Origin of the sequence: Sphingobacterium bambusae (assembly GCF_033955345.1) — a bacterium.
Lineage (GTDB): Bacteria > Bacteroidota > Bacteroidia > Sphingobacteriales > Sphingobacteriaceae > Sphingobacterium > Sphingobacterium bambusae.
Genome location: NZ_CP138332.1, coordinates 2,293,187 through 2,318,330, shown reverse-complemented (window position 1 = coordinate 2,318,330; position 25,144 = coordinate 2,293,187). Strand labels below are relative to the sequence as shown.

At 44.3% G+C, this 25,144-nt stretch carries 18 protein-coding genes; 10 read left to right on the top strand and 8 right to left on the bottom strand.

The features are described from left to right. Window positions 1-144 precede the first annotated feature (144 nt). Window positions 145-1,197 carry a DUF2157 domain-containing protein gene (locus SCB77_RS09555; protein ID WP_320186206.1) on the top strand — a complete coding sequence of 351 codons (1,053 nt, stop codon included), beginning with the start codon at window positions 145-147 and terminating at the stop codon, window positions 1,195-1,197. Here the strand turns inward: SCB77_RS09555 and SCB77_RS09550 are convergent. The 3 genes from SCB77_RS09550 to SCB77_RS09540 form a co-directional block, all read right to left on the bottom strand. Next, window positions 1,184-1,600 (bottom strand): OsmC family protein, encoded by a 417-nt coding sequence (locus SCB77_RS09550; RefSeq protein ID WP_320186205.1) that lies wholly within the window; start codon window positions 1,598-1,600, stop codon window positions 1,184-1,186. The two genes, SCB77_RS09555 and SCB77_RS09550, sit on opposite strands and share 14 nt — an antisense overlap. Window positions 1,601-1,866: 266 nt before the next feature. After that, window positions 1,867-3,159: an SGNH/GDSL hydrolase family protein gene (locus SCB77_RS09545; RefSeq protein WP_320186204.1), complete on the bottom strand. Its 1,293-nt coding sequence runs from the start codon at window positions 3,157-3,159 to the stop codon at window positions 1,867-1,869. 5 nt (window positions 3,160-3,164) lie between these two features. Next, window positions 3,165-4,385, bottom strand: coding sequence for an OmpP1/FadL family transporter (locus tag SCB77_RS09540; protein ID WP_320186203.1), 1,221 nt, complete (start codon window positions 4,383-4,385; stop codon window positions 3,165-3,167). A gap of 404 nt (window positions 4,386-4,789) precedes the next feature. On the opposite strand from SCB77_RS09540, the gene SCB77_RS09535 reads away from it, so the two are divergent. Continuing rightward, window positions 4,790-5,962, top strand: a complete 1,173-nt coding sequence (locus tag SCB77_RS09535) for a trans-sulfuration enzyme family protein (protein ID WP_320186202.1) — start codon at window positions 4,790-4,792, stop codon at window positions 5,960-5,962. Between the two features lie 61 nt (window positions 5,963-6,023). Here SCB77_RS09535 and tpx read toward each other — a convergent pair whose 3' ends face one another. Next, window positions 6,024-6,521, bottom strand: coding sequence for a thiol peroxidase (gene tpx, locus SCB77_RS09530; RefSeq protein WP_320186201.1), 498 nt, complete (start codon window positions 6,519-6,521; stop codon window positions 6,024-6,026). A gap of 333 nt (window positions 6,522-6,854) precedes the next feature. Between tpx and SCB77_RS09525 the strand changes: the two genes are divergently transcribed. From SCB77_RS09525 to SCB77_RS09510, 4 genes are all read left to right on the top strand, one after another. Then, window positions 6,855-8,741 (top strand): alpha-L-fucosidase, encoded by a 1,887-nt coding sequence (locus SCB77_RS09525; RefSeq protein ID WP_320186200.1) that lies wholly within the window; start codon window positions 6,855-6,857, stop codon window positions 8,739-8,741. A 3-nt stretch (window positions 8,742-8,744) separates the two neighbouring features. Then, entirely contained in the window at window positions 8,745-11,081 is a 2,337-nt protein-coding gene (locus SCB77_RS09520) for a glycoside hydrolase family 95 protein (RefSeq protein WP_320186199.1), read from the top strand. A 55-nt stretch (window positions 11,082-11,136) separates the two neighbouring features. Then, window positions 11,137-12,318, top strand: coding sequence for a DUF4369 domain-containing protein (locus SCB77_RS09515; RefSeq protein ID WP_320186198.1), 1,182 nt, complete (start codon window positions 11,137-11,139; stop codon window positions 12,316-12,318). Between the two features lie 110 nt (window positions 12,319-12,428). After that, window positions 12,429-13,907 (top strand): hypothetical protein, encoded by a 1,479-nt coding sequence (locus SCB77_RS09510; protein WP_320186197.1) that lies wholly within the window; start codon window positions 12,429-12,431, stop codon window positions 13,905-13,907. Between the two features lie 106 nt (window positions 13,908-14,013). Here SCB77_RS09510 and SCB77_RS09505 read toward each other — a convergent pair whose 3' ends face one another. From SCB77_RS09505 to SCB77_RS09490, 4 genes are all read right to left on the bottom strand, one after another. After that, window positions 14,014-15,483: a glycine--tRNA ligase gene (locus SCB77_RS09505; protein WP_320186196.1), complete on the bottom strand. Its 1,470-nt coding sequence runs from the start codon at window positions 15,481-15,483 to the stop codon at window positions 14,014-14,016. Window positions 15,484-15,558: 75 nt separating this feature from the next. Continuing rightward, the gene (gene bcp, locus SCB77_RS09500) at window positions 15,559-16,023 is read right to left on the bottom strand and encodes a thioredoxin-dependent thiol peroxidase (RefSeq protein WP_320186195.1); all 465 of its coding nucleotides are present in this window, start codon (window positions 16,021-16,023) and stop codon (window positions 15,559-15,561) included. A 72-nt stretch (window positions 16,024-16,095) separates the two neighbouring features. Next, a complete protein-coding gene (locus tag SCB77_RS09495; protein WP_320186194.1) occupies window positions 16,096-17,817 on the bottom strand; it encodes a M23 family metallopeptidase in 1,722 nt (573 codons plus the stop codon). A 55-nt stretch (window positions 17,818-17,872) separates the two neighbouring features. Next, window positions 17,873-18,484: a fumarylacetoacetate hydrolase family protein gene (locus SCB77_RS09490; protein ID WP_320186193.1), complete on the bottom strand. Its 612-nt coding sequence runs from the start codon at window positions 18,482-18,484 to the stop codon at window positions 17,873-17,875. 234 nt (window positions 18,485-18,718) lie between these two features. Here SCB77_RS09490 and SCB77_RS09485 point away from each other — a divergent pair, with 234 nt between their 5' ends. From SCB77_RS09485 to SCB77_RS09470, 4 genes are all read left to right on the top strand, one after another. Beyond that, window positions 18,719-19,369, top strand: a complete 651-nt coding sequence (locus tag SCB77_RS09485) for an HAD family hydrolase (RefSeq protein ID WP_320186192.1) — start codon at window positions 18,719-18,721, stop codon at window positions 19,367-19,369. A gap of 64 nt (window positions 19,370-19,433) precedes the next feature. Beyond that, the gene (locus SCB77_RS09480; protein ID WP_320186191.1) at window positions 19,434-19,910 is read left to right on the top strand and encodes a gluconate 2-dehydrogenase subunit 3 family protein; all 477 of its coding nucleotides are present in this window, start codon (window positions 19,434-19,436) and stop codon (window positions 19,908-19,910) included. Between the two features lie 2 nt (window positions 19,911-19,912). Further along, the gene (locus SCB77_RS09475) at window positions 19,913-21,628 is read left to right on the top strand and encodes a GMC family oxidoreductase (RefSeq protein ID WP_320186190.1); all 1,716 of its coding nucleotides are present in this window, start codon (window positions 19,913-19,915) and stop codon (window positions 21,626-21,628) included. Between the two features lie 378 nt (window positions 21,629-22,006). Beyond that, on the top strand, window positions 22,007-25,141 hold the full coding sequence (locus SCB77_RS09470) for a SusC/RagA family TonB-linked outer membrane protein (RefSeq protein WP_320186189.1): 3,135 nt from the start codon (window positions 22,007-22,009) through the stop codon (window positions 25,139-25,141). Window positions 25,142-25,144 lie beyond the last annotated feature (3 nt).

Genomic DNA, 25,144 nt, shown 5'->3' with positions numbered 1-25,144 from the left:
ATTTTGCAAGTTACAAAGGTACAGAATTTTAAACGGAGTAGGGGCACGACCTGTCGCCGAAATAATAAATTTTGATTTTTAGATGATAGGTGAACTCTTTGGCCATTAATTTGTATTATTGAGGTATAGAATGGGAAAATCATTTTGAAAAAACTAGACCTAACAAAGCAAGAAAAAGAGGTGGTGGAGCACGCGTTGACCTATTGGAAGGATCATGCTATGTTGGACGATCATAAGGTGGACGAGCTCAAAGCGAGCATCGACGAGAAAGGATTTGAATGGAAAATTCTTGCGCGCTATGCCTTTTGGGTTGCTTTGGTGTCCCTTGTTTTTTCGGTACTTTCTTTGTTTGCCGATGATGCGCTGGTTCGCTTCGTGGAACAGTTTTATGAAACGCCAAATATTGTTTTCTGTTTGTTCTTTGCCGGATTAGCAATCCTTTTTTATATGCTTGGCTTCCGCAATAAAAAGAAATATCCGGAAAAGGCATTTTCCAATGAGACGATGATGTTGGCAGGATCCTTTTCTACGGCAGCTTGTATTGGTTTTTTGGGACAAGTACTTGATCGCAGCACCAGCCAGTATACGTTGTTATTTCTACTCTCCATTGTCATTTATGCCGTTTTATCAGTCAAGCTAAATTCTAAACTTATTTGGGTTTTTACGCTGGTGGCGCTCGGCATTTGGTTTGCCACGGAGACCGCCTCTCATAGTAACTGGGGGTTTAAATTTTGGGGAATGAATTACCCATTGCGGTTCACGCTGTTCGGCTTGTTGTTGACAGCCTTTTCCATCTGGGGGCAACCGCAGGTGAAAATGTTACAACCGTTTCAATCGACCAGCTATGTCGTGGGGCTGTTGTACAGTATGATTGCCCTTTGGTGCTTGTCTATTTTTGGAAACTACAGTAGCTTCGACGCTTGGACACAGGTACGGCAATATCACATCCTGTATTGGGGGGTATTGGCTGTGGCGCTGTCGCTGGGTTTGGCGCTATATGGTATGAAAGTGAAAGATACCGTATCGCGTGACATAGGTTTCGTTTTCTTTATTTTAAACCTATACACGCGATTTGTAGAATATCTTTGGGATAACATCAACCGGACGATCTTTTTCCTTTTGCTGGCCGTATCCTTTTGGTTTGTGGGCCGATGGGCCGAAAAGATCTGGAGTAAAGATCAGGTTAACCGAAGTTAATGCTGTAGGTGATGTCTACGCCGCCAGCTGCCAACATATCATGCACCGAGCAATATTTTTTGACGGCTAATTCGGCTGCTTTTTGAGCCTTTTCTTCGTCGATTTTTCCGATTAGAGTGAATGTAATGTGTATGTGGGTGAAGGTATTTGGTATTTCTTCGCGACGTTTTCCTTCCACCTCTACTTGTATGTCCGTAATTTCCTGCCGTTGTTTTTTAAGAATGCTGCTCAGGTCGAATACGCTGCAGGAGCCTAGAGCCATAAGCACCAGTTCCATCGGGCGCACGCCCTTACCTTCTCCACCAATACTTTCCGATCCGTCGATATTTACTTTCACGGTGGAAAGCTCACTCGATGCTTCAAAATGTACCGCTTCGTTTTTGCGATTTAAGTGTATTTTCATGCCTGTTAGAATTTAAGAGTCTTATGAAAAGCTAGCGATGTACCGACTATGTCGCCGCTAGCTTTTTCTGAAAAGACCTTTGTTCAAAGATAGGCTTTCTGGATAACAAAAGAAAGTTACGATAGCTGTTCTGATGAACATGTTTTGCTGCGTGAACATAAATGCCTACATATGCTACTTCTACGCCGGCTCAACAATCGCAAAAGCCCAGCCGTTCTTAAGAGCTGGGCCATTGCCATGGTATACAGGTGTGTTCTTTTACATATCTACGGGAATTTAACACCGCGATACTGCGTTGCATCCACTTTCGGGATGCTACTGTCGTATTTGGTATTGATAGCGTCAATAAATAGATTGGCGATAAGTGCATTGCCCATTGGGGTTAGATGTATGCCATCCAAGGAGAACGCGTTTCCGGTGATAAATGAAGCATTAACACCGACACCGTTATAGATGATGCCTGGGCTTTTTACACGATTTAAATAAGCTTGCGCATCGGCTAAAGCCAGTTTTTTGTTACTTGCAACGGTTTTGATAATTTCATTAAAAGCCGTTACCCGTGCATTGATCTCGGCGATCTCATCTTTATCTAAAACGAATCGATCAGCCAAAGGGTTCAGCTGGATTAGGCCGTAGCCTGGGATACCGTTGCTTGTTTTTCCAAGAGTGTCTGTAGGAAAGGTTAGTGTAAACAGATCTTCGCTTGTTGCTTCTCGTGGACCAGTTGCCGTTTGTATATAGATTTTAGTAAACTGACCGCCCGTGCTTGCGGATACCCCAGCCTCTAGTCGCGCTGTAGTAACGGTGTTGAAGTAAGGGATGCTGGTGACCGTTGGAATAGTCGCTACCACACCTTTCTGCTGATTTTCCGTTAGCTTATCAATGAAAGCTGTGTATCTAGTATTGAATGTGTTGACGCTGGTAAGTGTCGTGGTAGGATCTTGCGGGTTTTGCACGGCGCCGTTCATCGCATAGCCCAAAACATCATTGTTGCCCAGCCAGAAGCTGAAAAACGTATGGTTTCTGCCGCCGGCAAAGTCAAAGTAGGTTCTTTGGTTAACTTCGGCATCGGTAAGTAGGCGTTCAAAGTACATATTCAGGGCACCGAATTGCGGAGCAAAAGCCAGATCAAGACGCATGCCGGGAACGCCCAAATTTTCGATCTCTCCTGTAAATTTCGTCAATCTGTTCGAACTTCGATAGGCGAGGTTACTGGTGACATTGGTCATCTGCGGTTGCCCGTCCACCAAGGCTGCCAATTGCAAATAGCCAGACCCATTGCGTTGGTCTTCGGAAAATAAAGGACTGCGGAATTCGCCACCTCCAACTTGCTTCAGCTGTTCGGCAATCAAGTTGGGGTAGGCGACGTCTTGTCCTTCCAAGTAGAGTCCACCATCTGCAAATCCAGCGGTCAGTGAATTTCCAACGGCGATGTATTTTGTAAAGTTTGCCTCTCCTGCCTGCGCTTCGAAGCTATCTATCTCTGGTTTACAGGAGGCGGCTAAAGCCAGTGCTGCAAGACCTATATAAAGCGATGTATGATTAAATGCTCTTTTCATGTTGATTACCATTTATAAGTTAGTGATATACCTGGTGCATGGATGTTCGTTTTGTACGTTCCCGAGAGGCCTGTGGCGGCGCTTGTCACCGAACGCTCCAAGAGACGCTGGAAGACGTAGGCTCCCGTGATGTCCCAACGGTCGTTGATGTCATAGGTGAATCCCACGGATCCCATCACACGGTTGTTGTCCGGCGTTTCGGGAGATACATACGGGCCTTGCACAGGCGTATACACATAGCCAGCACCAGCACGGAGAGCAAGATGATCGGTGGTTTGATAGTTTACGCCCACCTTTCCAGAAAAGGCATTTTGGTAGTTTTTAACTTGTCTGGTATCCTGCAGAAGAGGGGTGTTGTCTTGATAATCGAAGACCAATTCTTTGTAAATGTCGTACCCGATCAGTGTAGCATCTGCAGCAATGTCCACTTTTTCCCCTACAGGAAAAGCTAGTCCGAGGTTGAACGAAGCAGGTAAGGGCAGTTCCGCATCAAAGGTTGTGTTAGGAAAGGATGCCGCGACTGCCGCTGGCACCGTAAATTCGGCATCTCCATCACGCAGTTTGGTGACAACCTTCGATCGATAACTTAATGATACAGCAAATTCATTTTCCAAGTGGTAATGTACGCCGACGTTGAAGCCCATGCCTGTACCTACACCGGTTAGTTGTGCCTGTGCAGGCTGTCCATCCGTATTGGCTATGGGTAAGGAGCGTGAAAGATCGACCTGTCCAAAGTTATACACGAAACCACCGCCGATACCGAAGTTTTCGGTGATTTTGAAGCTCACTGTGGGCTGTATGAAAATCGCACGCAGCTGCAAATGGTTCAACTCATAGCGGCCGGGCCATTCATTGCCCCAATCTACGGAACCCCCGAACGGCGTGTATACGCCGATACCAGCTTTCCACCAACTGTTGCTTGGGCCAAAGGTCGCGAACGCTGCAAAGGGAGGTGTGATCTTAAACTTCGTGTTATGAACGTCGCTGCTGCCCATTTGCTGGAATGCTGAGCGATACATTACACCGCTAGCACCAACAGTGATGGCATTGTGGTCCATCTTTGAAAGCGCGCCTGGGCTATAAAAGATCGAGGCTTCATCAATAAATAGTGCGGAGCCGGCGCCTGACATCCCGACGGCTTTTTGGCTTTGTGTGTTTACTTGCGACCCTTGTGCCCATAGTAGGCAAGGGCTGGCTAGCATTAATCCGAGTAGTAATCTTTTCATACAAATACTTTTTGGTTAGCGGATTTTGTACAATTAAAATAATATGCTAACATAGTATTTTAAATACAAGAAAGCAAATTTTTGGCTAAAATAAATAAATCGTTTTTAGCCGATTTTAAGTTTCCCTTTAACGCTCTAGCGGTCTTTTTTAAATTCTGTTGCTTTTACTCATGTACGTATTGGCGCTTCTAAACAAGGTGCAAAAATCATTCCCCAAAAGTTGAAAAATAGATTTTTAACGCTTTCTGAGCGGTACAAAGTTTATTTACGAAAAACGGCGGATGGTTTACATCAGCCTGTCGGGCTCTTGTTGCGTACTGCGTTGCTGTAGTTTTTGCTTTTAGCAACAGAAAAATTAAAAAACATATCAAAGTACTAGACTAAAAAAATTAAATTTGCTCATCATGGAAAAAGATCAATCTAAAATCATTCGGGAACAGGCCCCGCGCTCAGCAACGCGGGAGCATTCGGTTCCGTTATATTTAACATCAAGCTTTATTTTCGATAGTGCTGAACAGGGGCGGGCAATTTTTGCGGAAGAAGAAGAGGGAATGGTTTATTCACGATATGCAAACCCAAACACCACAGAATTTATCAATAAGGTGTGCATCATGGAGAATGCTGAAGCTGGTTTGGCTTTCGCATCGGGCATGGCGGCCGTTTTCGCATCTTTTGCAGGATTTATCCGTAACGGAGATCATATTGTTTCTTCACGAGCAATCTTTGGGTCGACGCATCAGCTATTTACGCAGCTGTTTCCGCGTTGGGGTGTTACGCATACGTATGTGGATGCTGTAGATAGCGAAGCTTGGGAAAAGGCTATTCAGCCAAACACAAAAATCGTTTTCTTGGAGTCGCCTTCCAACCCCGGGTTGGAATTGGCCGATCTTGCTTTTTTGGGAGAACTAAAAGCGAAGTATCCGCATATCATCTTTGCTATCGATAATTGTTTTGCAACGCCCTACCTGCAGAAGCCACTGGACTATGGGTTCGATTTATCGATACACTCGGCCACCAAGTACATGGATGGTCAGGGGCGCGTGTTGGGCGGTGTCATCGTTGGTATGCAGGAGCTGATTGATCAGCTGATGTTCTTTATACGACACACTGGTCCGGCGATGTCTCCGTTTAACGCTTGGGTGTTGTCTAAAAGTATTGATACACTCGGTTTGCGGATGGATAGGCACTGCAGTAATGCGCTGGCGCTTGCCGAAACCTTGGAAAAGCATAGCGAGATTGTGGATGTTAAATATCCTTTCTTACCTTCTCACCCACAATATGAATTGGCCGTAAAGCAAATGAAAGCGGGCGGCGGAATAGTGACTTTTGAGGTGGCTGGAGGCAAAGAACGCGCTTACAGGTTTCTTGATTCCCTAAAGATGATTCTATACACCTCCAATTTGGGTGATGCGCGCTCGATTGCGACTCACCCCGGCTCTACTACGCATTCAAAGTTGTCGGAGGAAGAACGCCTTGGTCTGGGTATCAAGCCGGGAAGTATCCGTCTTTCCGTCGGTATTGAAGACAAGGATGATATTATTGGCGATATTTTGCAAGCACTAGAGGCGACAAAATAGATATAGCATAGTAAAGGCGGGATTTCCCGCCTTTTACATATCTTGTTCTTTCGCTTCTTATTTACAGCGCAGCCAGCGCTTTTTCGTAGTTAGGCTCTTCCGTTGTCTCAGCTACCTGTTCGGTGTATGCCACCTGTCCATTCTCATCAATCACGACCACGGAGCGGCTTAGTAAGCCAGCTAAGGGACCGTCTACGATTTTTAGTTGATAGGCATCCGAAAAATTACTGTCTTTATACTCGGAAAGAGAAACGACATTTTCTATTCCTTCTGCTGCGCAGAAACGCCCCTGTGCAAAGGGTAGGTCACGCGATATACATAATACCACGGTGTTGGCTAACCCTGCTGCTTCTTCATTAAATTTTCGTACCGACGCTGCACAGGTTCCGGTATCCACGCTGGGGAAGATATTCAAGATGATCTTCTTTCCTTTGAAATCACTTAAGCCTTTTTCAGAAAGATCACCTGCGGTTAATTTAAAATCAGGTGCGGTTGAGCCAACTGCTGGCAATTCACCGTGCGTGTTTATCGCTGTACCTTTGAATGTTATTGTTGCCATTTTTTACAAATTTGAAATAATGTGCATTAAGATACGAAATATAATCAACATAGTGGGTGTTTTTACCGCTTAAAAGGCCATTGTGCTAGTTGTAGGATGTTTGTTCGAAACTGCGTCGGAGTGGTGTTTTGACACGCAAAGTTTTGTAATATTTTTATGATGTTTCCTGTTGATCTAGTGGTTGTTGAACAGTTTTTCTGACGCTTAGCGGCCTTGTCGCCAAGTTTGCCTATTTCCCGAAGTCGCAAAATAGATATGCTCGTTTTTTTCTCAAGAAGACGTGTTTAATATCTCGTCAATTATTATTATTTTCACCAATTCAAGTAAGCTATCATGAAAAGATATAAATCGTTTTTGTTTTCGTTAATGCTGCCGCTTTGTTTGCAGGCTCAAGAAGAACCTAAGCCATATGGAGTGTTGCCTTCTGAACGTCAATTGCGTTGGCACGAAATGGAAACATATTGTTTGATACATTTTACACCAACGACCTTCCAAAATAAGGAATGGGGCTATGGCGATGCCGACCCCGAGATTTTCAATCCGCAGCATTTTGATGCTGACCAAATCGCCAGTGCTGCAGCAGCAGGAGGATTCAAGGGGCTAATATCCGTCGCGAAGCATCACGATGGATTTTGTCTATGGCCTACAGCGACGACGAGCTACAGTATTGCAAGCTCGCCCTACAAAAACGGCAAGGGCGATATGGTGAAGGAATTCATGGAAGCAACACACAAACAGGGTATGCAGTTTGGTGTGTATCTGTCGGCATGGGATAGAAACGACGTTCGCTATGGGACGGCGGCCTACGCAGATGCCTATCGGGCGCAGCTGACGGAACTGATGACTCAATATGGAACCCTCTTCACCTCATGGCACGATGGTGCCAATGGCGGAGATGGCTATTATGGGGGAAGAAATGAAAAGCGCACAATAGATCGTACCACATATTATGCTTGGAACGAGAAAACCTGGCCTATCGTAAGAGAGAAACAGCCTATGGCGATGATCTTTTCCGATGTGGGGCCTGATATGCGCTGGGTCGGGAATGAGCATGGCTTTGCGGATGAAACGAGTTGGGCTACCTTCACGCCCAAAGGCGTTGATGGAAAGCCGCCGGTTCCCGGGCAATCCGATTATTCGGAGTCGCCTTCCGGAACACGCAACGGCAGCCATTGGATTCCTGCGGAATGTGACGTACCACAACGTCCGGGATGGTTTTACCATGCTGATCAAGATAATAAAGTCAAGACACCGGATGAGCTTTTCGAAATTTACTTGAAGTCGGTCGGCCGCGGAGCCAACATGAACCTTGGTCTTGCTCCGATGCCAAATGGCTATTTACATGCAAACGATGTGAAATCGTTGAAAGCATTTGGAGAAAAAATTAAGGCTACTTTTTCGAAAAATCTGGCCAAGGGCGCAGATGTTACGGCATCCAATGTACGTGCAAGTTCGGATAAATTTGGGCCTAAATGGATATTAGACGAAGACCGATATAGCTATTATGCTTCGGACGATGCGGTTTTAAATCCGACGTTGACCTTGACATTGGACGGCGAAAAAACCTTTGATATCATTCGTTTACGGGAGAATATTAAACTGGGGCAACGTTTGGATAGCGTTTCTATCGACGTTTACAGAGATGGCGCTTGGAAACATTTGGTGTCAGCAACGAGTGTTGGAGCAAACAGATTGATCAAATTAGCGCAGCCGATGACGGCTTCAAAGCTTCAGGTCAAATTATATGCGCCGGTAGCACCTACGCTAAGTGATTTCGGGTTGTTCTCCGAGTATGCAGAAGATTTTGCTTACGATGAAGGAGAATCTGAGCAGCAGCGGTTGACTACAGCAGCGTTTAGTATAAAGAATCTAAAAGGTCTTCCAAAGGCGATGGATGGTAAGAATGAGACATTTGAAGCGATTGGTTCTGTAGTTACTGCTGTTGACTTTGAGTTGAAGCAGCCTGTATCTGCCATCGGCTATTTGCCTCGGCAAGATGGCAAAACCGATGGTGTGGTTTTGCGCTATGAAGTGTCAACAAGTAATGATGGGAAAAAGTGGACGCCTTTGAAAGCTGGCGAATATGCAAATATCAAAGCGAATCCTATTGAGCAGGTTATTTATTTCGAGAAGCCTGTATCGACTAAATTTCTTCGATTTGTGCCTAAGGAAACGGTAGGGGGAACCTTTTCTGTAGCTGCTTTCTCTTTCTTTAAATAGATTATGATGATACGCTTTCTAATTTTTTTGCTGCTTGCAGCGGGCTCTTTTGATGGTGCGGGATTGAAAGGGCAGTCCCTGACGATGTGGTATAATAAGGCTGCAGCGCGATGGGAGGAGAGTCTTCCATTGGGTAATGGACGGATAGGCATGATGCCAAATGGAAAAGTACATGATGAATCCGTTGTGCTCAATGAGATTTCCATGTGGTCTGGAAGTTCAGAAGATCCAAATAATTACGAAGCGTATAAAAGTGTGTCGGACATACAGCAACTGCTGTTTGCTGACAAAAATGACGAGGCCGAACGTCTGGTCAATAAAAATTTTGTGTGTCGAGGTGCTGGTTCTGGTTACGGAAATGGAGCAAATGTTCCATACGGTTGTTTTCAGAATTTTGGTTACTTGAATTTTTTGCATAGCATTTCCGGAGATATTTCGGAATATAGGCGTACGTTGGATATCTCGCGCGCGGTGTCCAGCACCTCCTTCCGTGCAGGGGATATCCGGTATTTGCGCGAGTATTTCACGTCATTTGATCAAAATATGGGGGTGATCCGTCTGACGGCGAGCCAAAAAAAAGCGATTAGCTTTGCTACCCATTTTTATCGAGATGAGCGTGTTCAGGATATGCAGGTTTCTGAAAAAGAGCTGAACTGGAAAGGAACCTTACCCGATGGAAAAGGAGGGAACGGACTGCAGTTTGCCGGGCGGGTTAGAATCGAAGCTAAGGGAGGTACTCGGCAGGTATATGACAACCAAATCATCATCAAAAATGCCGATGAGGTGTTGATTTATTTTACGGCATCCACAGATTATTATGGGCATGATCCCATACAAGCGAATCAAGATATACTTCAGGGTGCAGATCACTGGCGGTTCAAGAAATTATTAGCGCGTCATCAACATAGATATAAGCAGGTATTTGATCGTGTTTCTTTACATTTAAAAGATGCTGAAAGCCGAGATACGGTACCTACGGATATGCGCATTCAGCGGTTTTATCAAGACCCCGCACAAGATAATGGACTTGCTGCATTGTACTACCAGTTTGGACGCTATTTAAGTATCTGTAGTACTGCTCCGCACGTGGAAAAGGCATTACCACCGAATTTGCAAGGCTTGTGGGCCCATCAGATCCAAACGCCATGGAATGGGGATTACCATCTCAATATTAATGCGCAGATGAACCATTGGGGGGTGGAAACCGGAAATTTATCGGAGTACCATCGTCCTTTTATTGAGCTGATCAAGCGTATCGCAAAATCGGGTGAAAGTACAGCAAAAGCTTACTACAATGCACCCGGCTGGGTGGTGTATATGATGACCAATATTTGGGGATATTCCGCTCCAGGCGAACAGGCTTCTTGGGGAGCGAGTACGGCATCGGGTTGGCTTTGCAATCACCTGTGGGAACACTATCTTTTTACGCAGGATCGCGAATACCTTGCTGAGATTTATCCCATTTTGAAAGGAGCCGCGGCATTTTATCAGGCTACCCTAGTGCAGGATCCAAAGACGGGCTGGTGGGTGACTTCGCCTTCGGTATCTCCGGAGAATGCGTTTCGCCTAGCGAATGGTAAAACAACAGCGGTTGTGATGGGGCCAACGATCGACAACCAGATTGTGCGCGAGCTTTATGGATCAGTGTTGGAGGCAAGCAAGATTTTAAACCTTCAGGATCCCTTTGTGGTGGAGTTGGAAAGGCAGTTGAAGAACATTCCTCCGCCCGTTGTTGTGAGTGCCTCGGGTCGCGTCATGGAATGGTTGCAGGATTATCCCGAAGTTGAGCCGCAACATCGACATGTTTCACACCTCTATGGGCTATATCCCGCTCAATTCATATCGCCGATATCGACTTCCGAATGGGCAGATGCAGCACGGAAAACCTTGGAAGTACGGGGCGACGAGGGTACAGGTTGGTCTAGAGCATGGAAGATTCTTTTTTGGGCTCGATTGCATGATGGAGACCATGCCTTAGAGATATTAAGACAGCTGTTGAAGCCTGCTTTTGCGGATGATATAGGATACAAGGGCGTGGGAGCCGGAACTTATCCTAATTTATTTTGTGCGCATCCACCCTTCCAAATAGATGGAAATTTTGGCGGATCGGCTGGCATAGCCGAGATGCTCTTGCAGTCGCACGATGGCTACATACATCTGCTGCCGGCGTTGCCAAGCGCTTGGCGCGATGGCGAGGTCAAGGGACTTAAAGCACGTGGTAACTATGTCTTGGATATCAGGTGGCAAGATGGCGTCGTTGTCGATTATCGAATTTCGGGAGCTAAAGGCAAGATGGTGACCGTATTGGTGAATGGCAAGAAGGTCGCAAAAAAAATATAGGGAAAATAGCGAGCTATCGCTATTTTTTCTATATTTTTAGATAAATAAATCAGTTATGAACAGATTGCACTTCCTTATTTTTCTTTTTGTCGGATTTCTATTTCTAGCGTGTAACCCTACTGCCAAGCAGAATGTAGAACAGCAGGATAGCGTGGTTTACCCCAATTTGGTAAAGGTAAAGTTGACAGGAAAGGTTGATTTGCCGGACAGTACCCAAGTGTACATTAACACAGATGAAAACACGATGCAACCGCTGCTTTCTGCACGCGTTTTAAACGGATCCTTCACCTTGTCGGGCGAATTGGATGAACCGAACTTCTACAATGTAGTGATGCAGAAGCAGAAGTTTAAAGTGTATATTGAAAATGGAAAGGATTATCATTTTGAAGGGAATGTGTCGGGAGGAACAATTAAATCGGGCTCTTTCCAAACAAATTCTGTCGCCCAGAACAATTATCAAACGATGGAGAACGTGCTGAAACAGGAGTTGGCAGCTTTGCAGAAAAAATCTGCGGAACTTCGTTTGTCCTTTGATAACCCGAAGACCTATCAGGGGGCTGTAGAACAGTATGAACGGTTATCCAAGCAACGTGACAGTCATCCGGATCAGTTAAGAAAGCGATATCTTGACGACCCGACCGTCGCTGCGGCTTTTAAGATCTATTTGATCAAAGAATCCAAAATAGGAAAAGATAACCATAGTACGTACTATCAGATTTTGACGGGTATGCCCGATAGTTTAAAGCAACTATCGATGTATAAACAAGCGATGAGCAAAGTAGAACAGGTACATGATTTTTTTGCGAAAATGCCCGATTTTCCGGATATCCATCCGCGTAATATCGTTGGTGACAGTCTCAATTTGGCTGATCTACGCGCTGATGGCAGCCTGTTGTTTGTGATCTGGGGGAGCTGGAACAAGGAAGCCAAGGCCGATATACAGCAATTAAAAAATAAGTCGGCCGCACTACACAAATTGGGCGTTCAACCTATTTTCCTTACTTGGGAAAAGGATTTCGACGCTTGGGAGAAAGCCAGTAAAGACCTGTCTTTAGGCAAGCACAATTACAGACTGAATGCAGCCGACCAAGAGTTTATGGTAACGAATTATGCTGTCCGAAAATTGCCGCATTACTTGTTGGTAAATGCTAAGGATTTGAAGCTCATCAATTATGCTTTTACGTATCCTCTTGACGGACAGTTGGAACGAAAATTAAAAGAAGAATTGGCGAAATAGCGTTGTATCCGTTTTTAAGTATTTAATATCTCTTATCTTTGAAATACATTTTTCAGTACGCCGTTTATCGCTTACTTTAGTCTGACCGATTAAAACTTGCTCGGCGTATTATGAGAAAATGTACCTACACATTATGGTATAGCTTTTCCATTTTAACCATCATTTTTGCTAGTTCCTGTAAGCGAGAATCTTATCCGGAGGATGATGTAAAGGAAAGCTATACGGTAGCGGTCAGATTCAAGGAATTTGATCAGGCTATCCGCGAATTCAACACAAGTCAACGTGCGCAGTTGCCGCGACTTACGGGCGCAACTTCCTTGAGCAGCACGAATGCTGTGGAAGAAGGCTATCTCTATTTTTGGTCTTTCAACCAAGGGACGTTGGAGCCCGACATTTACACGGGTAGTGGAGCCACATTGACGTACAACGGGGGGCTGGTTCCGGTTTCCTTCGCAACAGGCTGGAGTTTTGAAAGCTATACACCAGGGTTTGGACTAACCATCACGGGCGCAAACGAAATTGTGCTAAAAATTCCGCTTTCCGGTGTTGCTTATGTAAAAGATTTTGGGTTGGATATCGGCTCATCTGGCACCGGGCCTAAATCTTTTTCTTTATCCTATTCGCAAAATGGGCAGCAATATACCCTGATTTCTGACGAAAACCAGTTTAATAATACGAATACGGCACAGACAAAAAATACATTCGTGTTCTCCTTGCTGGATATCAGCTTAGACCTGCAAAGGGATTTGTTTATTAAACTCACTCCAAAAGCTGGATTTCGTGGCGAAGCAAGCGACTACCGTGAATCCACAGGGGTCACTAAGCTGGATAATATTCGTCTCGTGGGCGGTCGAGGAACAGTACAAAATACGAGCCTGAAAACGTTGCACTACCATGTTTTTGATGCGCTGAGTAAAGATTTAATCCATTCAGGTGTTTATGATTTCTTGGCAAAAAGCTTAGCTGATTTCTCATTATCGCTACCAGCCGGACAATACATCGCTTCTTTCGTCACCAACGAATCCAGCGAATCGCTTATTTTGCCAACATCGACGATATTCTCCTCATTTTATATGGGCAATCGTTTTGCAAACCACGAGGCACAGATTTTCGGTAAGCTGGATACCTTTACTGTGACGGGACATATGGAGCGCGAAATAGCCCTCAAACGTTATTTTAGCGAAATTAAGTTTGAATTTACGGACGATATCGATTTAAGCCATGTTGCTCGTATTGAGATCGGTAGAACCCATAATCCGGAATTTTATGCTCCTTTCAATGTAACGTTGGTCAATCCTATATTAGATCAGTCTGAGATATTGATTGTGCCATCATTCTCCTCTACTAATAAAACTATTGCTTTCAATCAATTTCTGGGTAATGTATTGCAGCCTCTAGCTGTAGGCTATCGTGTGCAGGTTTATGATGAGGCAAATACGCTGTTGCGCAGTTTTGAGGTGAACAGTGCTATTCCGAATAATGTACAATTGCTGTTTCGAGGACGATTACTGGAAGCCGCTGGAGAGACATCTTCTTTTTCAATCGTATTGAAAGATGAATGGGATGGACAGCATATAATTGATTTTTGATAGTAAAGAAGCTGCGGGCGAACAGCACACCTTGTAAAAGGTGTTTTTAAAAAGTGACGTCCTGTTTATCGCCGCCGGGTGGGCAACAAGCAGGACGTCCAATTTTTTAAACTAATTTTTCCAATAGATTGGTCCAACTTACCAAACTACCGATGATTTTATCGAGTTCGGCTGCGGGAACGCGCTCTTGCTCCATGCTATCTCGGTGACGGATGGTAACCGTATTGTCCTCTAGCGTTTGGTAATCGACGGTGATACAGAAAGGTGTTCCGATCGCATCTTGGCGGCGGTAACGTTTTCCGATCGCATCTTTTTCATCGTACTGGATGTTGAAATCGAACTTCAACTTGGCCATGATTTCGCGCGCTTTTTCTGGTAAGCCGTCTTTTTTGGTCAGTGGCAAGATCGCTGCTTTGACCGGTGCAATGGCAGGGTGAAATTTGAGCACGACACGTGAATCTTGTTTTTCATCCGTTGAAAGATCTTCTTCGACGAGCGAGTTAGCTAATACGGTGAGGAACAAACGATCTAATCCGATTGACGTTTCGATAACGTATGGAATATAATTTTGATTGATTTCTGGATCAAAATACTGCATTTTCTTCTTCGAAAATGCTTGATGTTGTTTCAAGTCAAAGTCCGTACGTGAATGTATACCTTCTACTTCTTTAAAACCAAAAGGAAATTCAAACTCGATATCCACAGCAGCGTTGGCATAGTGAGCTAATTTCGCGTGATCGTGGTAGCGGTATTTTGCTGGATCAGATCCTAGGGCTAAATGCCATTTTAGACGAGTTTCCTTCCACTTCGCATACCATTCTAATTCGGATCCAGGACGTACAAAAAATTGCATTTCCATTTGCTCGAATTCTCGCATACGCATGATAAACTGACGGGCGATTACTTCATTGCGAAATGCTTTTCCAATTTGCGCGATCCCGAAAGGAATCTTCATACGGCCTGTTTTTTGTACGTTCAGGAAGTTTACAAAAATACCCTGTGCAGTCTCAGGACGTAAATAAACCTGCTCCGCACCATCGGCCATGGCTCCCATTTGTGTCGCAAACATCAAGTTGAACTGACGTACATCGGTCCAGTTTTTGGTGCCTGATATAGGACAAACGATGTTGTGCTCCTCAATAATAGTTTTTAGAAGCGCCAAGTCGTCTGCATTGAGCGCAGCGTCAAGATCCTGTTGAAGCTGTGCCGCCTTATCTGTTTTTCCGTCTTTTTCGTAGCGATCGATCTTATCTTCTATAAGTTGATCGGCTCGGTAACGTTTTTTGGAGTCTTTATTATCGATCATAGGATCGTTGAATCCATCAACGTGTCCGGAAGCTTTCCAAGTGGTAGGGTGCATGAAAATTGCAGCGTCGATACCCACAATATTTTCATGTAACTGCACCATGGACTTCCACCAGTAGGTCTTCAAATTATTTTTTAATTCGGAGCCCAGTTGTCCGTAATCATAAACGGCACTCAAGCCATCGTATATTTCACTTGAAGGAAACACGAAACCGTATTCCTTGGCGTGTCCTATTATATTTTTAAAAAAATCGTCTGTTTGCTTGCTCATAAGAGGCAAATATAAAAATTAGTAATTAGATATGTGTACCTGACCTCCAGTATTTGGCGACCTATGGTGGTTTGTTTAGCTTTTGTATAAGTCGCGTACCTGCTGACTGGCATTTTTGTTATCCACTTTTTTTATAACATGTGCAATAGTACCTTCTTCATCGATGATGAAGGTCGTGCGCGCAGTGCCCATATATTTTTTGCCGTACATATTTTTCTCTACCCATACCCCATAGTCGTTGACTATTTTTTGGTCTTCATCTGCTAAGAGATTGAAAGGAAGCTCAAATTTGCTGATAAATTTTTGATGCGATTGTTCGCTATCAATGCTAACGCCGATGACTTCAAATCCCTCGTCTACCAAAGATTGGTAATTGTCGCGGAAATTACAGGCTTCCGTTGTACAGCCGGGCGTATTGTCTTTGGGATAGAAATAGAGGATAACCTTTTTTCCAAGAAAAGACGATAAGCTCACTGTTTCTCCTTTTTGGTTTTTCGCTTGGATCGCGGGCGCTTTGTCGCCGACATTTAATTCTGCCATAATAGTTGATTTATCTTTTTTGATCGTACTGCACGATGAAATGTGCAGATCTTTTCTACTGTTTGATGTTGATTATTTCGTAAATGATGCTTCGTAAGTCTTCTCATTATCTTTCCAATCGGTAACGACCAATTTAAATCGGTGGCTACCCTTGCTGAGAGCGGTATCAAAGCGGTGCCATAGGTGTCTGTTTTTAGAGTCGTACTCCATCAGTACCCACTGATCGTCTATATACGCGTTAAAAGACTGTATGCCCGAGAAGTTGTCGCTGATCGTAAAATCGATCTTGGACTGGGCAGCGACGTTCTTACCATTGCTGAAATTTCTAGGTACAATGGTTGGAGCGACAGTATCCACGGCCACATAAAAACGGCCGAAACTGCGCGTATTGACCGTGACCCATCCGTTCTCGAATTTGCCTCCTTCGGATCCGTTTTCCACAGAGGCAATCAGCGCTTTCTGCTGCAAATGTTCGGGAAGATTTGTAGGTTTAATACGTAGTGTAAAGGTGGAGAATAATGGGATAAATCCATTATGTACACGATGCGTCAACGAATAGCCACCTGTAGGCCGCGCAGTATTAGTGTATTCAAAATCTAAGTTGTCATAAAGGACGCCTTTGGGCATCTGTACTTGTATATCATCGCGCTCAAAAGTATTCTCTTTGTCCCATTGGAACAGTTGCAGGCCATGTCGTTTTGCAACGGTTGGGGATGCGTTGACATTGTTTTTAACTTGGAAGTTTAGTTCGCTACAATTTCCTTGCACATCCTTTACTACATATTTCACTTCGTGTAGCTCGTTGTCCGGCAGGTTGATAACACCTCGGTTTTCAAGGATATGGAAAATTTCTATCGGGTTTCCGGGATCTTTGAAGCTCTTTTGCACCTTGGCTTTGCTGCTCTTCCAATATGGATAATCGATATAAGCATGTATAGCGCGAGATGTGTTGAAATCCAACTCTTCAAATAGTACCGTCGAAATCGCTTTGCCGTCAAGAAAAAGCTCAATGGAGTACACGCCGTTTTGGAATCCACCGGCGCGGTGTCTATCGATAGCGCTGATACCGAGTCCGAATTTGCCCGATACCAAAATTGGATTGCCCGCGTTCAAGCCGTAGCGCCCATTTTGTGTGGCACGTGCGGGAAAAGGTCTACGTGGCGTGTGTTCATTAAAAAGCTCGTCATTCAAATCGTAAACAAGGATGCTATTGATGGTAGGGTTAAAGCGGTCGTTGAAACGAAGTCCAAATAACTGTGGATTGAGCGGGTGCTGTGTTTTGCTGTCGCGAATCTCGAAATGTAGGTGTGGCCCAGCCGAACCTCCGGTGTTTCCTGCATGGCCAATAACCTGTCCCTTGCTTAGTTTCACTTGTTCTGGAGCTACGGTAACATCCACATCGAAGCGTTTTTGTTTATATTGTTCTGCGCGGATGATATTCGTTAACGCATCATTGAATCGATCCATATGCAGATACACGGTGGTGTAGCCGTTTGGATGGTCGATGTATACCGAGTTTCCACCTCCGCCTATCTGTACCCTTACACGTGATACAAAACCATCTGCTGCGGCATGAAGGGGAAGCCCAATCCGCTGTTGGGTACGATAATCATCGCCAGCATGAAAGTGTGTGGAGCGGAGCTCCCCAAAGGTGCCAGAAGCATCCATCGGGATATCTAACGGGTTTCTAAAATAGCCCTGAGGATAGGTTCGTGCGGTAATGATCTGATCGTTCTGTGCCCAACCGCTCAAAGCCATACCTAAATAAATCAGTAAAATTCCGTAGTTCTTCATCCGCTTTTCTTGTTTTTTGATAACCTTCTTAATCGCTCTTTTAGGACGGTTAGTTTTACTTAATGTTACAGGTGAACATCGTTTGATCGCCAATCCGTCCCTCAAATTTGTCGCCAATAGCAATAGGGCCAACACCTACAGGTGTTCCCGTGTAAATGAGGTCGCCTTTGCGTAGGGTGATATACTTAGAGATAAACACAATTAATGTTTCAAAATCAAAAATCATATCATGCGTATTGCCTGACTGCACGGTTTCACCATTTTTGAGCATGGAAAACGCGATTTGTTTCATGTCCGGAAAATCTTCCTTGGGTAATAAAGGGCTGATTACGGCAGAGTGGTCGAAAGCCTTGGCCAGTTCCCAAGGAAGCCCTTTTTCCTTATGCTGGGCCTGTATATCTCGTGCAGTGAAATCGATACCAAGACCAATGGCATCGTAATACTTATGTGCGAATTTTGGCGATACATGTTTACCTTCATTACAAATGCGGATCACGACTTCTACCTCGTAATGTACGTCTTTTGAAAACTCGGGATAGTAAAAGTCTTTGTTGTCTTTGAGTATCGCGGTATCAGGTTTCATAAAAATCACAGGTGTCGTTGGCACTGGATTGTTTAATTCCTTCGCGTGGTCTATATAGTTTCTTCCTACTGCAATTACTTTCATTGTTTAATAGCTATGTCATTAGGCCGTTCTTCGTAGCCTGATATTTGTTCTCTGTTATCTATTTGTGAGGCACGATTTGTGAAAATAGTCTCACTTTTGTTGTTTAACAAACTTAATAAAATACAGAGGCATTTACAAGGAACTGCGCACATGCTTTGCTTGCTGGCATATCGGAGAAGATGGCCAGCGGCAGATGGGCTTTATTGTTTGGTGAATTACTATTACATTTATGCAATGAAACATATAGAAGGCGTACTTTTTGATCTTGATGGAACATTAATCGATTCTGAACATTTTTACTTTAGCAGTTGGCAACCAATATTGGCGGCGAATTTTGATTTGACAATAACCTTTGAAGACTGGCTGACGCTTTTTGCTGGGCATACATTGGTGCGAAACATACATTTCTTGAAGCAGAACTGGGGAATAGAGACCACGGAAGAATTTATGTGGAAAGAAACGAGAGCCGCTTATGCGCGCGCGGATATGCGCACGATTTCTTTAATGCCTTTTGCCAAGGAGATTTTGGAGAATTTACGTGCCGCGGGCCAGCGGATTGGTTTGGTAACTTCCAGTTATCAAACAACCGTAGATACGGTGTTGGGACACCACGGCTTGCTGGATTTTTTTGAGTTTTTTGTGACGCGGGAGAAGGTGGTTCATGCGAAGCCAAATCCAGAGCCGTATTTATTGGCTATCGAAAAGATGGAAATCCCGGCGGAAAAATTGGTGGCTGTGGAAGATACCGCTACGGGACTGCGGGCTGCACAAGACGCTGGATTACGCAGTATCGCGGCGTCTCGGTTCGCCGCGGAGCGCGCGAAATTACAGACGGCAACCTATGTCGTAGAAAGTTTGGTTGACGTAGATAAAATTTTGCTGTAATCGTTTTAGCAGATCAAAATAATATAATTATTACTAAATTAGGCACTTTAATTACACCAACGTTATGGATAGAAGATCAGCCATCAAGCAGTTGTTTGTATTGGCAGGAGGGATGATGATTGCCACGTCTTGTTCGACGGATGGCAGTGCATCCATTGCACTCCAGCATATCAAGATGAGTGCATCAGATGAGGCCCTTCTTGCTGAAATCGTCGAAGCGATCATTCCCGAGACGGATAGTCCGGGTGCCAAAACACTCAAATTACATTTATTTGTGATGAAGATGTTGGATGATTGCCACAGCCCCGAAGAGCAGGATCAATTTTTAAAGGGACTGAAGGACGCAAAAAAGCTGTCTGGTAAGCCGGCAGTAGAGGTACTCGCCTATTTGCAGCAGCTGGGCGCGGAAGATGTTTTCGCCAAGATTGCAAAACAACGTACTATTCAGGGCTACCTGAACTCGGAGTATGTGATGAAGAATAAATTGATTTATGAATTGGTTCCAGGACGATATAATGGAGCGGTAAAAGTGAAGGGTTAAGCATGGCAAATCTAAATATTGATTCGGAGAAGGAACGCACCTATGATGCGATCGTTATTGGTTCGGGTATAAGTGGTGGTTGGTCAGCCAAAGAGCTGAGCGAGCGTGGATTAAAGACGTTGGTGCTAGAGCGCGGTCGTGATGTGCAGCATGTGAAAGATTACCCAACGACAAATATGTATCCTTGGGAGTTTGAACATCGAGGTGAGATGCCTTATGCCGTTCAGCAGGAGAATCCTATCGTGAACCGTTGTTATGCCTTTCATGAAGATGCAGCGCATTTTTTTGTGAAAGACAAAGAGCATCCCTATGTTCAAGAGAAACCATTTGATTGGATTCGCGGGTATCAGGTCGGGGGCAAATCACTTTTGTGGGCACGCCAAACGCAGCGTTGGTCAGACTTCGATTTTGAAGGCCCTTTACGTGATGGTTTTGCCGTGGACTGGCCGATTCGCTATGCGGATTTAAAGCCTTGGTATGACTATGTGGAGCGTTTTGCCGGTATTGCCGGCGACCGTGATGGACTGCCGGAGTTGCCCGACGGTGAGTTTCTGCCGAGTTATCCGCTAAATGTAGTTGAAAAGTACTTCAAACAGAAAATTGAAGCTAAATATCCAGCGCGTAAAGTTATTTCAGCACGCTGTGCGCACATCTCCAAGCCTGAACCGATTCATATTCAGCAAGGGCGTACCCAATGTCAAAGCCGTACGCTTTGCCAGCGTGGATGTCCATTTGGTGGATACTTTAGCTCCAATGCTTCCACCTTGCCATGGGCGGCAAAGACCGGAAATATGACTTTACGCCCCGATTCCGTTGTACATTCCATCCTTTATGATGAGCAGAAGGGACGTGCCATTGGGGTGAAGGTCATTGATAGGAACACAAAGGAAGAAATGGACTTCTATGCCAAGTTGATCTTTGTGAATGCAGCAGCAATTAACACCAACTTGATCCTGCTTAACTCGCGCTCCAACCGTTTTCCAAATGGATTGGGTAACGATAGCGAAACCTTGGGTAAGTATGTCGCTTTCCACAATTATAGCGCACGGATGTATGCCGAATATGAAGGGCTATTAGACTTCAAAACCGATGGTCGTAATCCCGCTGGTGGAGGATATATCCCGCGTTTTCGCAATTTGCATAAACAGGAAACAGATTACCTACGAGGTTATGCTGCAGGGTTTGGCGCTTATCGATCGGCAAATTCGGACCGTAGCGGTTTGGGCGAAGATTTAAAAAATTCCCTATTGAACCCAAAACTTGGTAACTGGGGTGTCAGCTCGCATATGATGGGGGAAACGATTCCGAAAGCTTCCAACTACGTGGCGCTAGACACAAAACAGCAGGATGATTGGGGTGTGCCTTTGTTGAAAATCGCTATCGATTATGATGATAATGATGCCAAAATGAAGAAAGACTATCTCGATACCTTGGAAGAGATGTTCGTTGAGGCTGGATTTACGAACATTCGTCGAGACGATCGTTGGCAAGCACCAGGGTTGGATATCCACGAGATGGGTGGCGCGCGTATGGGGAATGACCCGAAAACGTCGGTGCTCAACAAATGGAATCAAATGCATACAGTGCCAAACGTTTTTGTGACGGATGGTGCCAGTATGACCTCGACCTCGACACAGAATCCATCACTCACGTACATGGCTTTCTCTGCAAGGTCTGTAGATTATGCGATCAAGGAAATGAAGAAGGGAAATATCTAAGTAAGAGAACAGCGATTCCTTCTATTGCCAGAAAAGCTCGATCATTGGATCGAGCTTTTTTGTTACGGTATTTTTAGCAAATAGATATTTATCGCAGGGTATATTCGAATGCAAGTTTTGTTATTATTCACTCTAACAGGCTATCTGAAGAGGTTTAACGGGGTGCTAATATCGTTTTAGCATAACTGCTAAAAGGTTTAAAATGAGTAATAAAGTTTGGTAAATGCTTTTTTGTTCGGAAGTAAATGTGTTAATTAGTGTTAACGTTATACTGATTTAAACCTGTTTGTCTTTTTCCTGCCTGTTCAAGGTATGTCTATTGACGAACGCCCAATTAGTAAATCGTAAGCTAAACTACATTGTATAAACATTAATTTTATGCGGAACATTGACAAATTAAAGCCGTCCAAGGGAAAACTATGGGTTCTCTCTTTGGCCGTATTGGCGACCAGCTATGGTCATGTTCAAGCCAATGCTAAATCAATCAACATGAAGCCTTCCTTAAGTCTTGTCAAACAGCAAACTGTTCGCGGACGTGTTACGGATGCAACAACCGGAAAGCCGATTGCGGGTGTGACCGTTGCGGTGAAGGGCACTGATGTTGCTACACAAACTGACGAACAGGGGAATTACAGCTTGCAAGCAAGTGTTGGACAAATGGTGACAACCTCGTTTGTAGGTTATCAAACGCTGGAATTGCCCGTGGGTACGGGAGACCTAAACTTTCCATTGACTTCCAACAGTGAACTGCTGGATGACGTTGTCGTCGTGGGTTATGGAACCATGCGTAAATCGGATGTAACCGGTTCCATTTCTATGGTGAAGGGACAGGATATGATCAAGAATCAAAGCTTTAGTGCTTTGGACAACCTACGCGGACAGGCTGCTGGTGTGAATGTATATTCCAACTCTAGCCAGCCCGGTGCGTATGCAAACCGCGTAGTAATCCGTGGTACGGCTTCGATCAACTCTTCTTCCAGCCCGCTTTATGTAGTGGATGGCGTGGTGATGGAAAATTTTCACCTAGTAAATCCGAATGATATCGAGCGTATGGAAGTATTGAAAGACGCTTCATCTGCGGCCATCTATGGTGCTCGCGGTGCGAATGGCGTCATCCTTGTGACGACAAAGCGGGGGAATAAAGACGGCACGAGATCTATTAGCTACCAAGGATCGGCCAGTGTGAGTTCTCCACAACGCTATATGGATCTCTTGAATGCAGAAGAGTGGGTACAAGCATTTATGATAGGTTTGGAAAATGAAAACCGTTATATGCCTGATAAATACAATTGGTCTTTGGATCGTAAAGATTGGTTTAATGATCCAAACTATTTCGATTCCAATGGTAATCCATTGTATAATACCGATTGGCAAAGGGAAGCAACTCGCACTGTTGTTTCTCAAAATCATCAGCTTAATATCCAACAAGGTGATGAAAAATCTTCTGTGGGTGCTTTCATTAATTATACCGATCAGCAAGGGGTCGTGAATAACACCTACAACAAGCGTGTGAACGGTAAATTGGCTTACGATTCGAAAGTGAAAGATTGGCTTTCTACAAGTATAAACTTAACGGCGAACCATACTTACGGCCGTTTTACACCAGAAGATGGCGGTGGGCAAGAGGCACGTCGTACGATGATCGAGATGTTGCCTTGGTTGCCGGTTTATCAGCCAGACGGACAATATAGTTTTTCTGGTTCATCAACAGTCAATGGTGTTCTAGGCTTCGAAGGGATGTCCAATCCAGTTGCTATCTTAGATCTACAAGAAAGAATGCGCGCCAATACGCAAATTTTTGGTAATGCAGCGTTGACTTTCCATTTGGCTGATGGCCTAGATTTGAAAACCCAATATGGTGTAGATAAGCAAAGGAGACAGTACCGTGGCTATTCTTCCGTATTGCTACACAATATTTCTCGTCCAAACGGTTGGGCACAGATTGAAAACGAAGATATCTTCTACTGGCAACAAGAAACCTATTTGAGCTACAATAAGCAATTTAACAATCATCGTATTAATGCGGTAGCTGGTTTATCTTGGCAAGGGCGGGAGCGCGAATTTAGTATGAATCGTACAGAAGGCTTTACTAACGATTTCTTTAAATGGAATAATATGGCGGCTGGTTCTTTACCGCAGGCACCACAATCTGCTTACGAACGTTGGGGTATGAATTCTTACTTTATGCGTGCTGCCTACACATTAAATGATAAATATTCGGCTACGGTTACAGGTCGTTATGATGGTTCGTCTCGCTTCGGTGCGAATAACAAGTTCGGCTTCTTCCCATCTATGGGTTTGGCTTGGGTCGCATCTAAGGAATCATTCTTAGCAGATGTCTCTTGGTTAAACAATCTGAAATTACGCAGTAGCATTGGTATCACCGGTAACTCCGAAATTGCACCTTATCAATCCATTGGTAGAGCCATTAACAATACGCAACTGTTAGGCGGTACGCGTGTGTCAACATCTTACTTAGGTAATTTACGTAATGACGACTTGAAGTGGGAGAAAACAACAACGATCGATGGTGGTTTCGAATTAGCGTTGTTTCAAAATCGTTTGAACTTTGATATCTCCTACTACAATCGGAGAACGACAGATTTGCTTTTGCAAGCGCCACTTCCAAATGCATCTGGATTTGAGTTCGTAACACAGAATATTGGTGCGGTAAACAACAAAGGATTTGATATTATGATCAGCGGAGCACCCATTCGTAATGAAAATTTCCAATGGACATCTACGATCAATATGAACTACAACCAGAATCGTGTCGTTCAATTGGCAAACAATAACGCAGATATTCTTCAAAATAGCTTTGTATCTGGTCCAAACAGTGTTATTCGTGTTGGAGAAAACTTAAATAGTTTCTATGGATACCGTCGCGAGGGTATATATACCGAGGCAGATTTTGAGAATGGCGACATTACCAGGGAACAAATAGGTAGACCAAAGCGCTCGGCAAATCAGGAAATCTTGGGTAAAGGGATTCCAGATTGGTCAGGAAGTTTTATCAATACATTCAACTATAAGAATTTTGATATGACGGTTGATATGCAGGTTGTCTATGGTGTCGAGACTTTACAACAATTCTATCACTCTACTTACGATCGTTTTGGTATCACCAATGGTTTGAGCGAAATTTTGACGGATGCTTATAGTCCATCGAATCCAAACACAATGCAACAAGCTATTTTCTTGACTAATGGTGGTCACGCTGGTCAGGATACGCGTATCGATTCTTCTTGGATCGTGGATGGTTCATTCCTACGTTTTAACCTGATTCAGCTAGGTTATTCGTTCGACTCATCATGGGCAGAACGTTTGGGTATCTCTGGATTGCGTGTTTATGCTAGTGCGAATAACCCATGGTTAATCACTTCCAAAGACTTTAAAGGATATGATCCTGAAAGTACGTCTACCGGTGATGGAAATAAATTCGGTCAAAATGTGACGTTCTTCTCTTATCCGCGAGCAAAGACATTCACTTTCGGTTTGAATCTAACGTTGTAATTA

Coding starts and splice junctions, on each gene's coding strand:
- SCB77_RS09505 (WP_320186196.1), bottom strand. CDS start 15,483: ATGAGCAAGCAAACAGACGATTTTTTTAAAAATATAATAGGACACGCC.
- tpx (WP_320186201.1), bottom strand. CDS start 6,521: ATGGCAACAATAACATTCAAAGGTACAGCGATAAACACGCACGGTGAA.
- SCB77_RS09485 (WP_320186192.1), top strand. CDS start 18,719: ATGAAACATATAGAAGGCGTACTTTTTGATCTTGATGGAACATTAATC.
- SCB77_RS09535 (WP_320186202.1), top strand. CDS start 4,790: ATGGAAAAAGATCAATCTAAAATCATTCGGGAACAGGCCCCGCGCTCA.
- SCB77_RS09475 (WP_320186190.1), top strand. CDS start 19,913: ATGGCAAATCTAAATATTGATTCGGAGAAGGAACGCACCTATGATGCG.
- SCB77_RS09515 (WP_320186198.1), top strand. CDS start 11,137: ATGAACAGATTGCACTTCCTTATTTTTCTTTTTGTCGGATTTCTATTT.
- SCB77_RS09525 (WP_320186200.1), top strand. CDS start 6,855: ATGAAAAGATATAAATCGTTTTTGTTTTCGTTAATGCTGCCGCTTTGT.
- SCB77_RS09540 (WP_320186203.1), bottom strand. CDS start 4,385: ATGAAAAGATTACTACTCGGATTAATGCTAGCCAGCCCTTGCCTACTA.
- SCB77_RS09470 (WP_320186189.1), top strand. CDS start 22,007: ATGCGGAACATTGACAAATTAAAGCCGTCCAAGGGAAAACTATGGGTT.
- SCB77_RS09550 (WP_320186205.1), bottom strand. CDS start 1,600: ATGAAAATACACTTAAATCGCAAAAACGAAGCGGTACATTTTGAAGCA.
- SCB77_RS09510 (WP_320186197.1), top strand. CDS start 12,429: ATGAGAAAATGTACCTACACATTATGGTATAGCTTTTCCATTTTAACC.
- SCB77_RS09490 (WP_320186193.1), bottom strand. CDS start 18,484: ATGAAAGTAATTGCAGTAGGAAGAAACTATATAGACCACGCGAAGGAA.
- SCB77_RS09480 (WP_320186191.1), top strand. CDS start 19,434: ATGGATAGAAGATCAGCCATCAAGCAGTTGTTTGTATTGGCAGGAGGG.
- SCB77_RS09520 (WP_320186199.1), top strand. CDS start 8,745: ATGATGATACGCTTTCTAATTTTTTTGCTGCTTGCAGCGGGCTCTTTT.
- bcp (WP_320186195.1), bottom strand. CDS start 16,023: ATGGCAGAATTAAATGTCGGCGACAAAGCGCCCGCGATCCAAGCGAAA.
- SCB77_RS09545 (WP_320186204.1), bottom strand. CDS start 3,159: ATGAAAAGAGCATTTAATCATACATCGCTTTATATAGGTCTTGCAGCA.
- SCB77_RS09495 (WP_320186194.1), bottom strand. CDS start 17,817: ATGAAGAACTACGGAATTTTACTGATTTATTTAGGTATGGCTTTGAGC.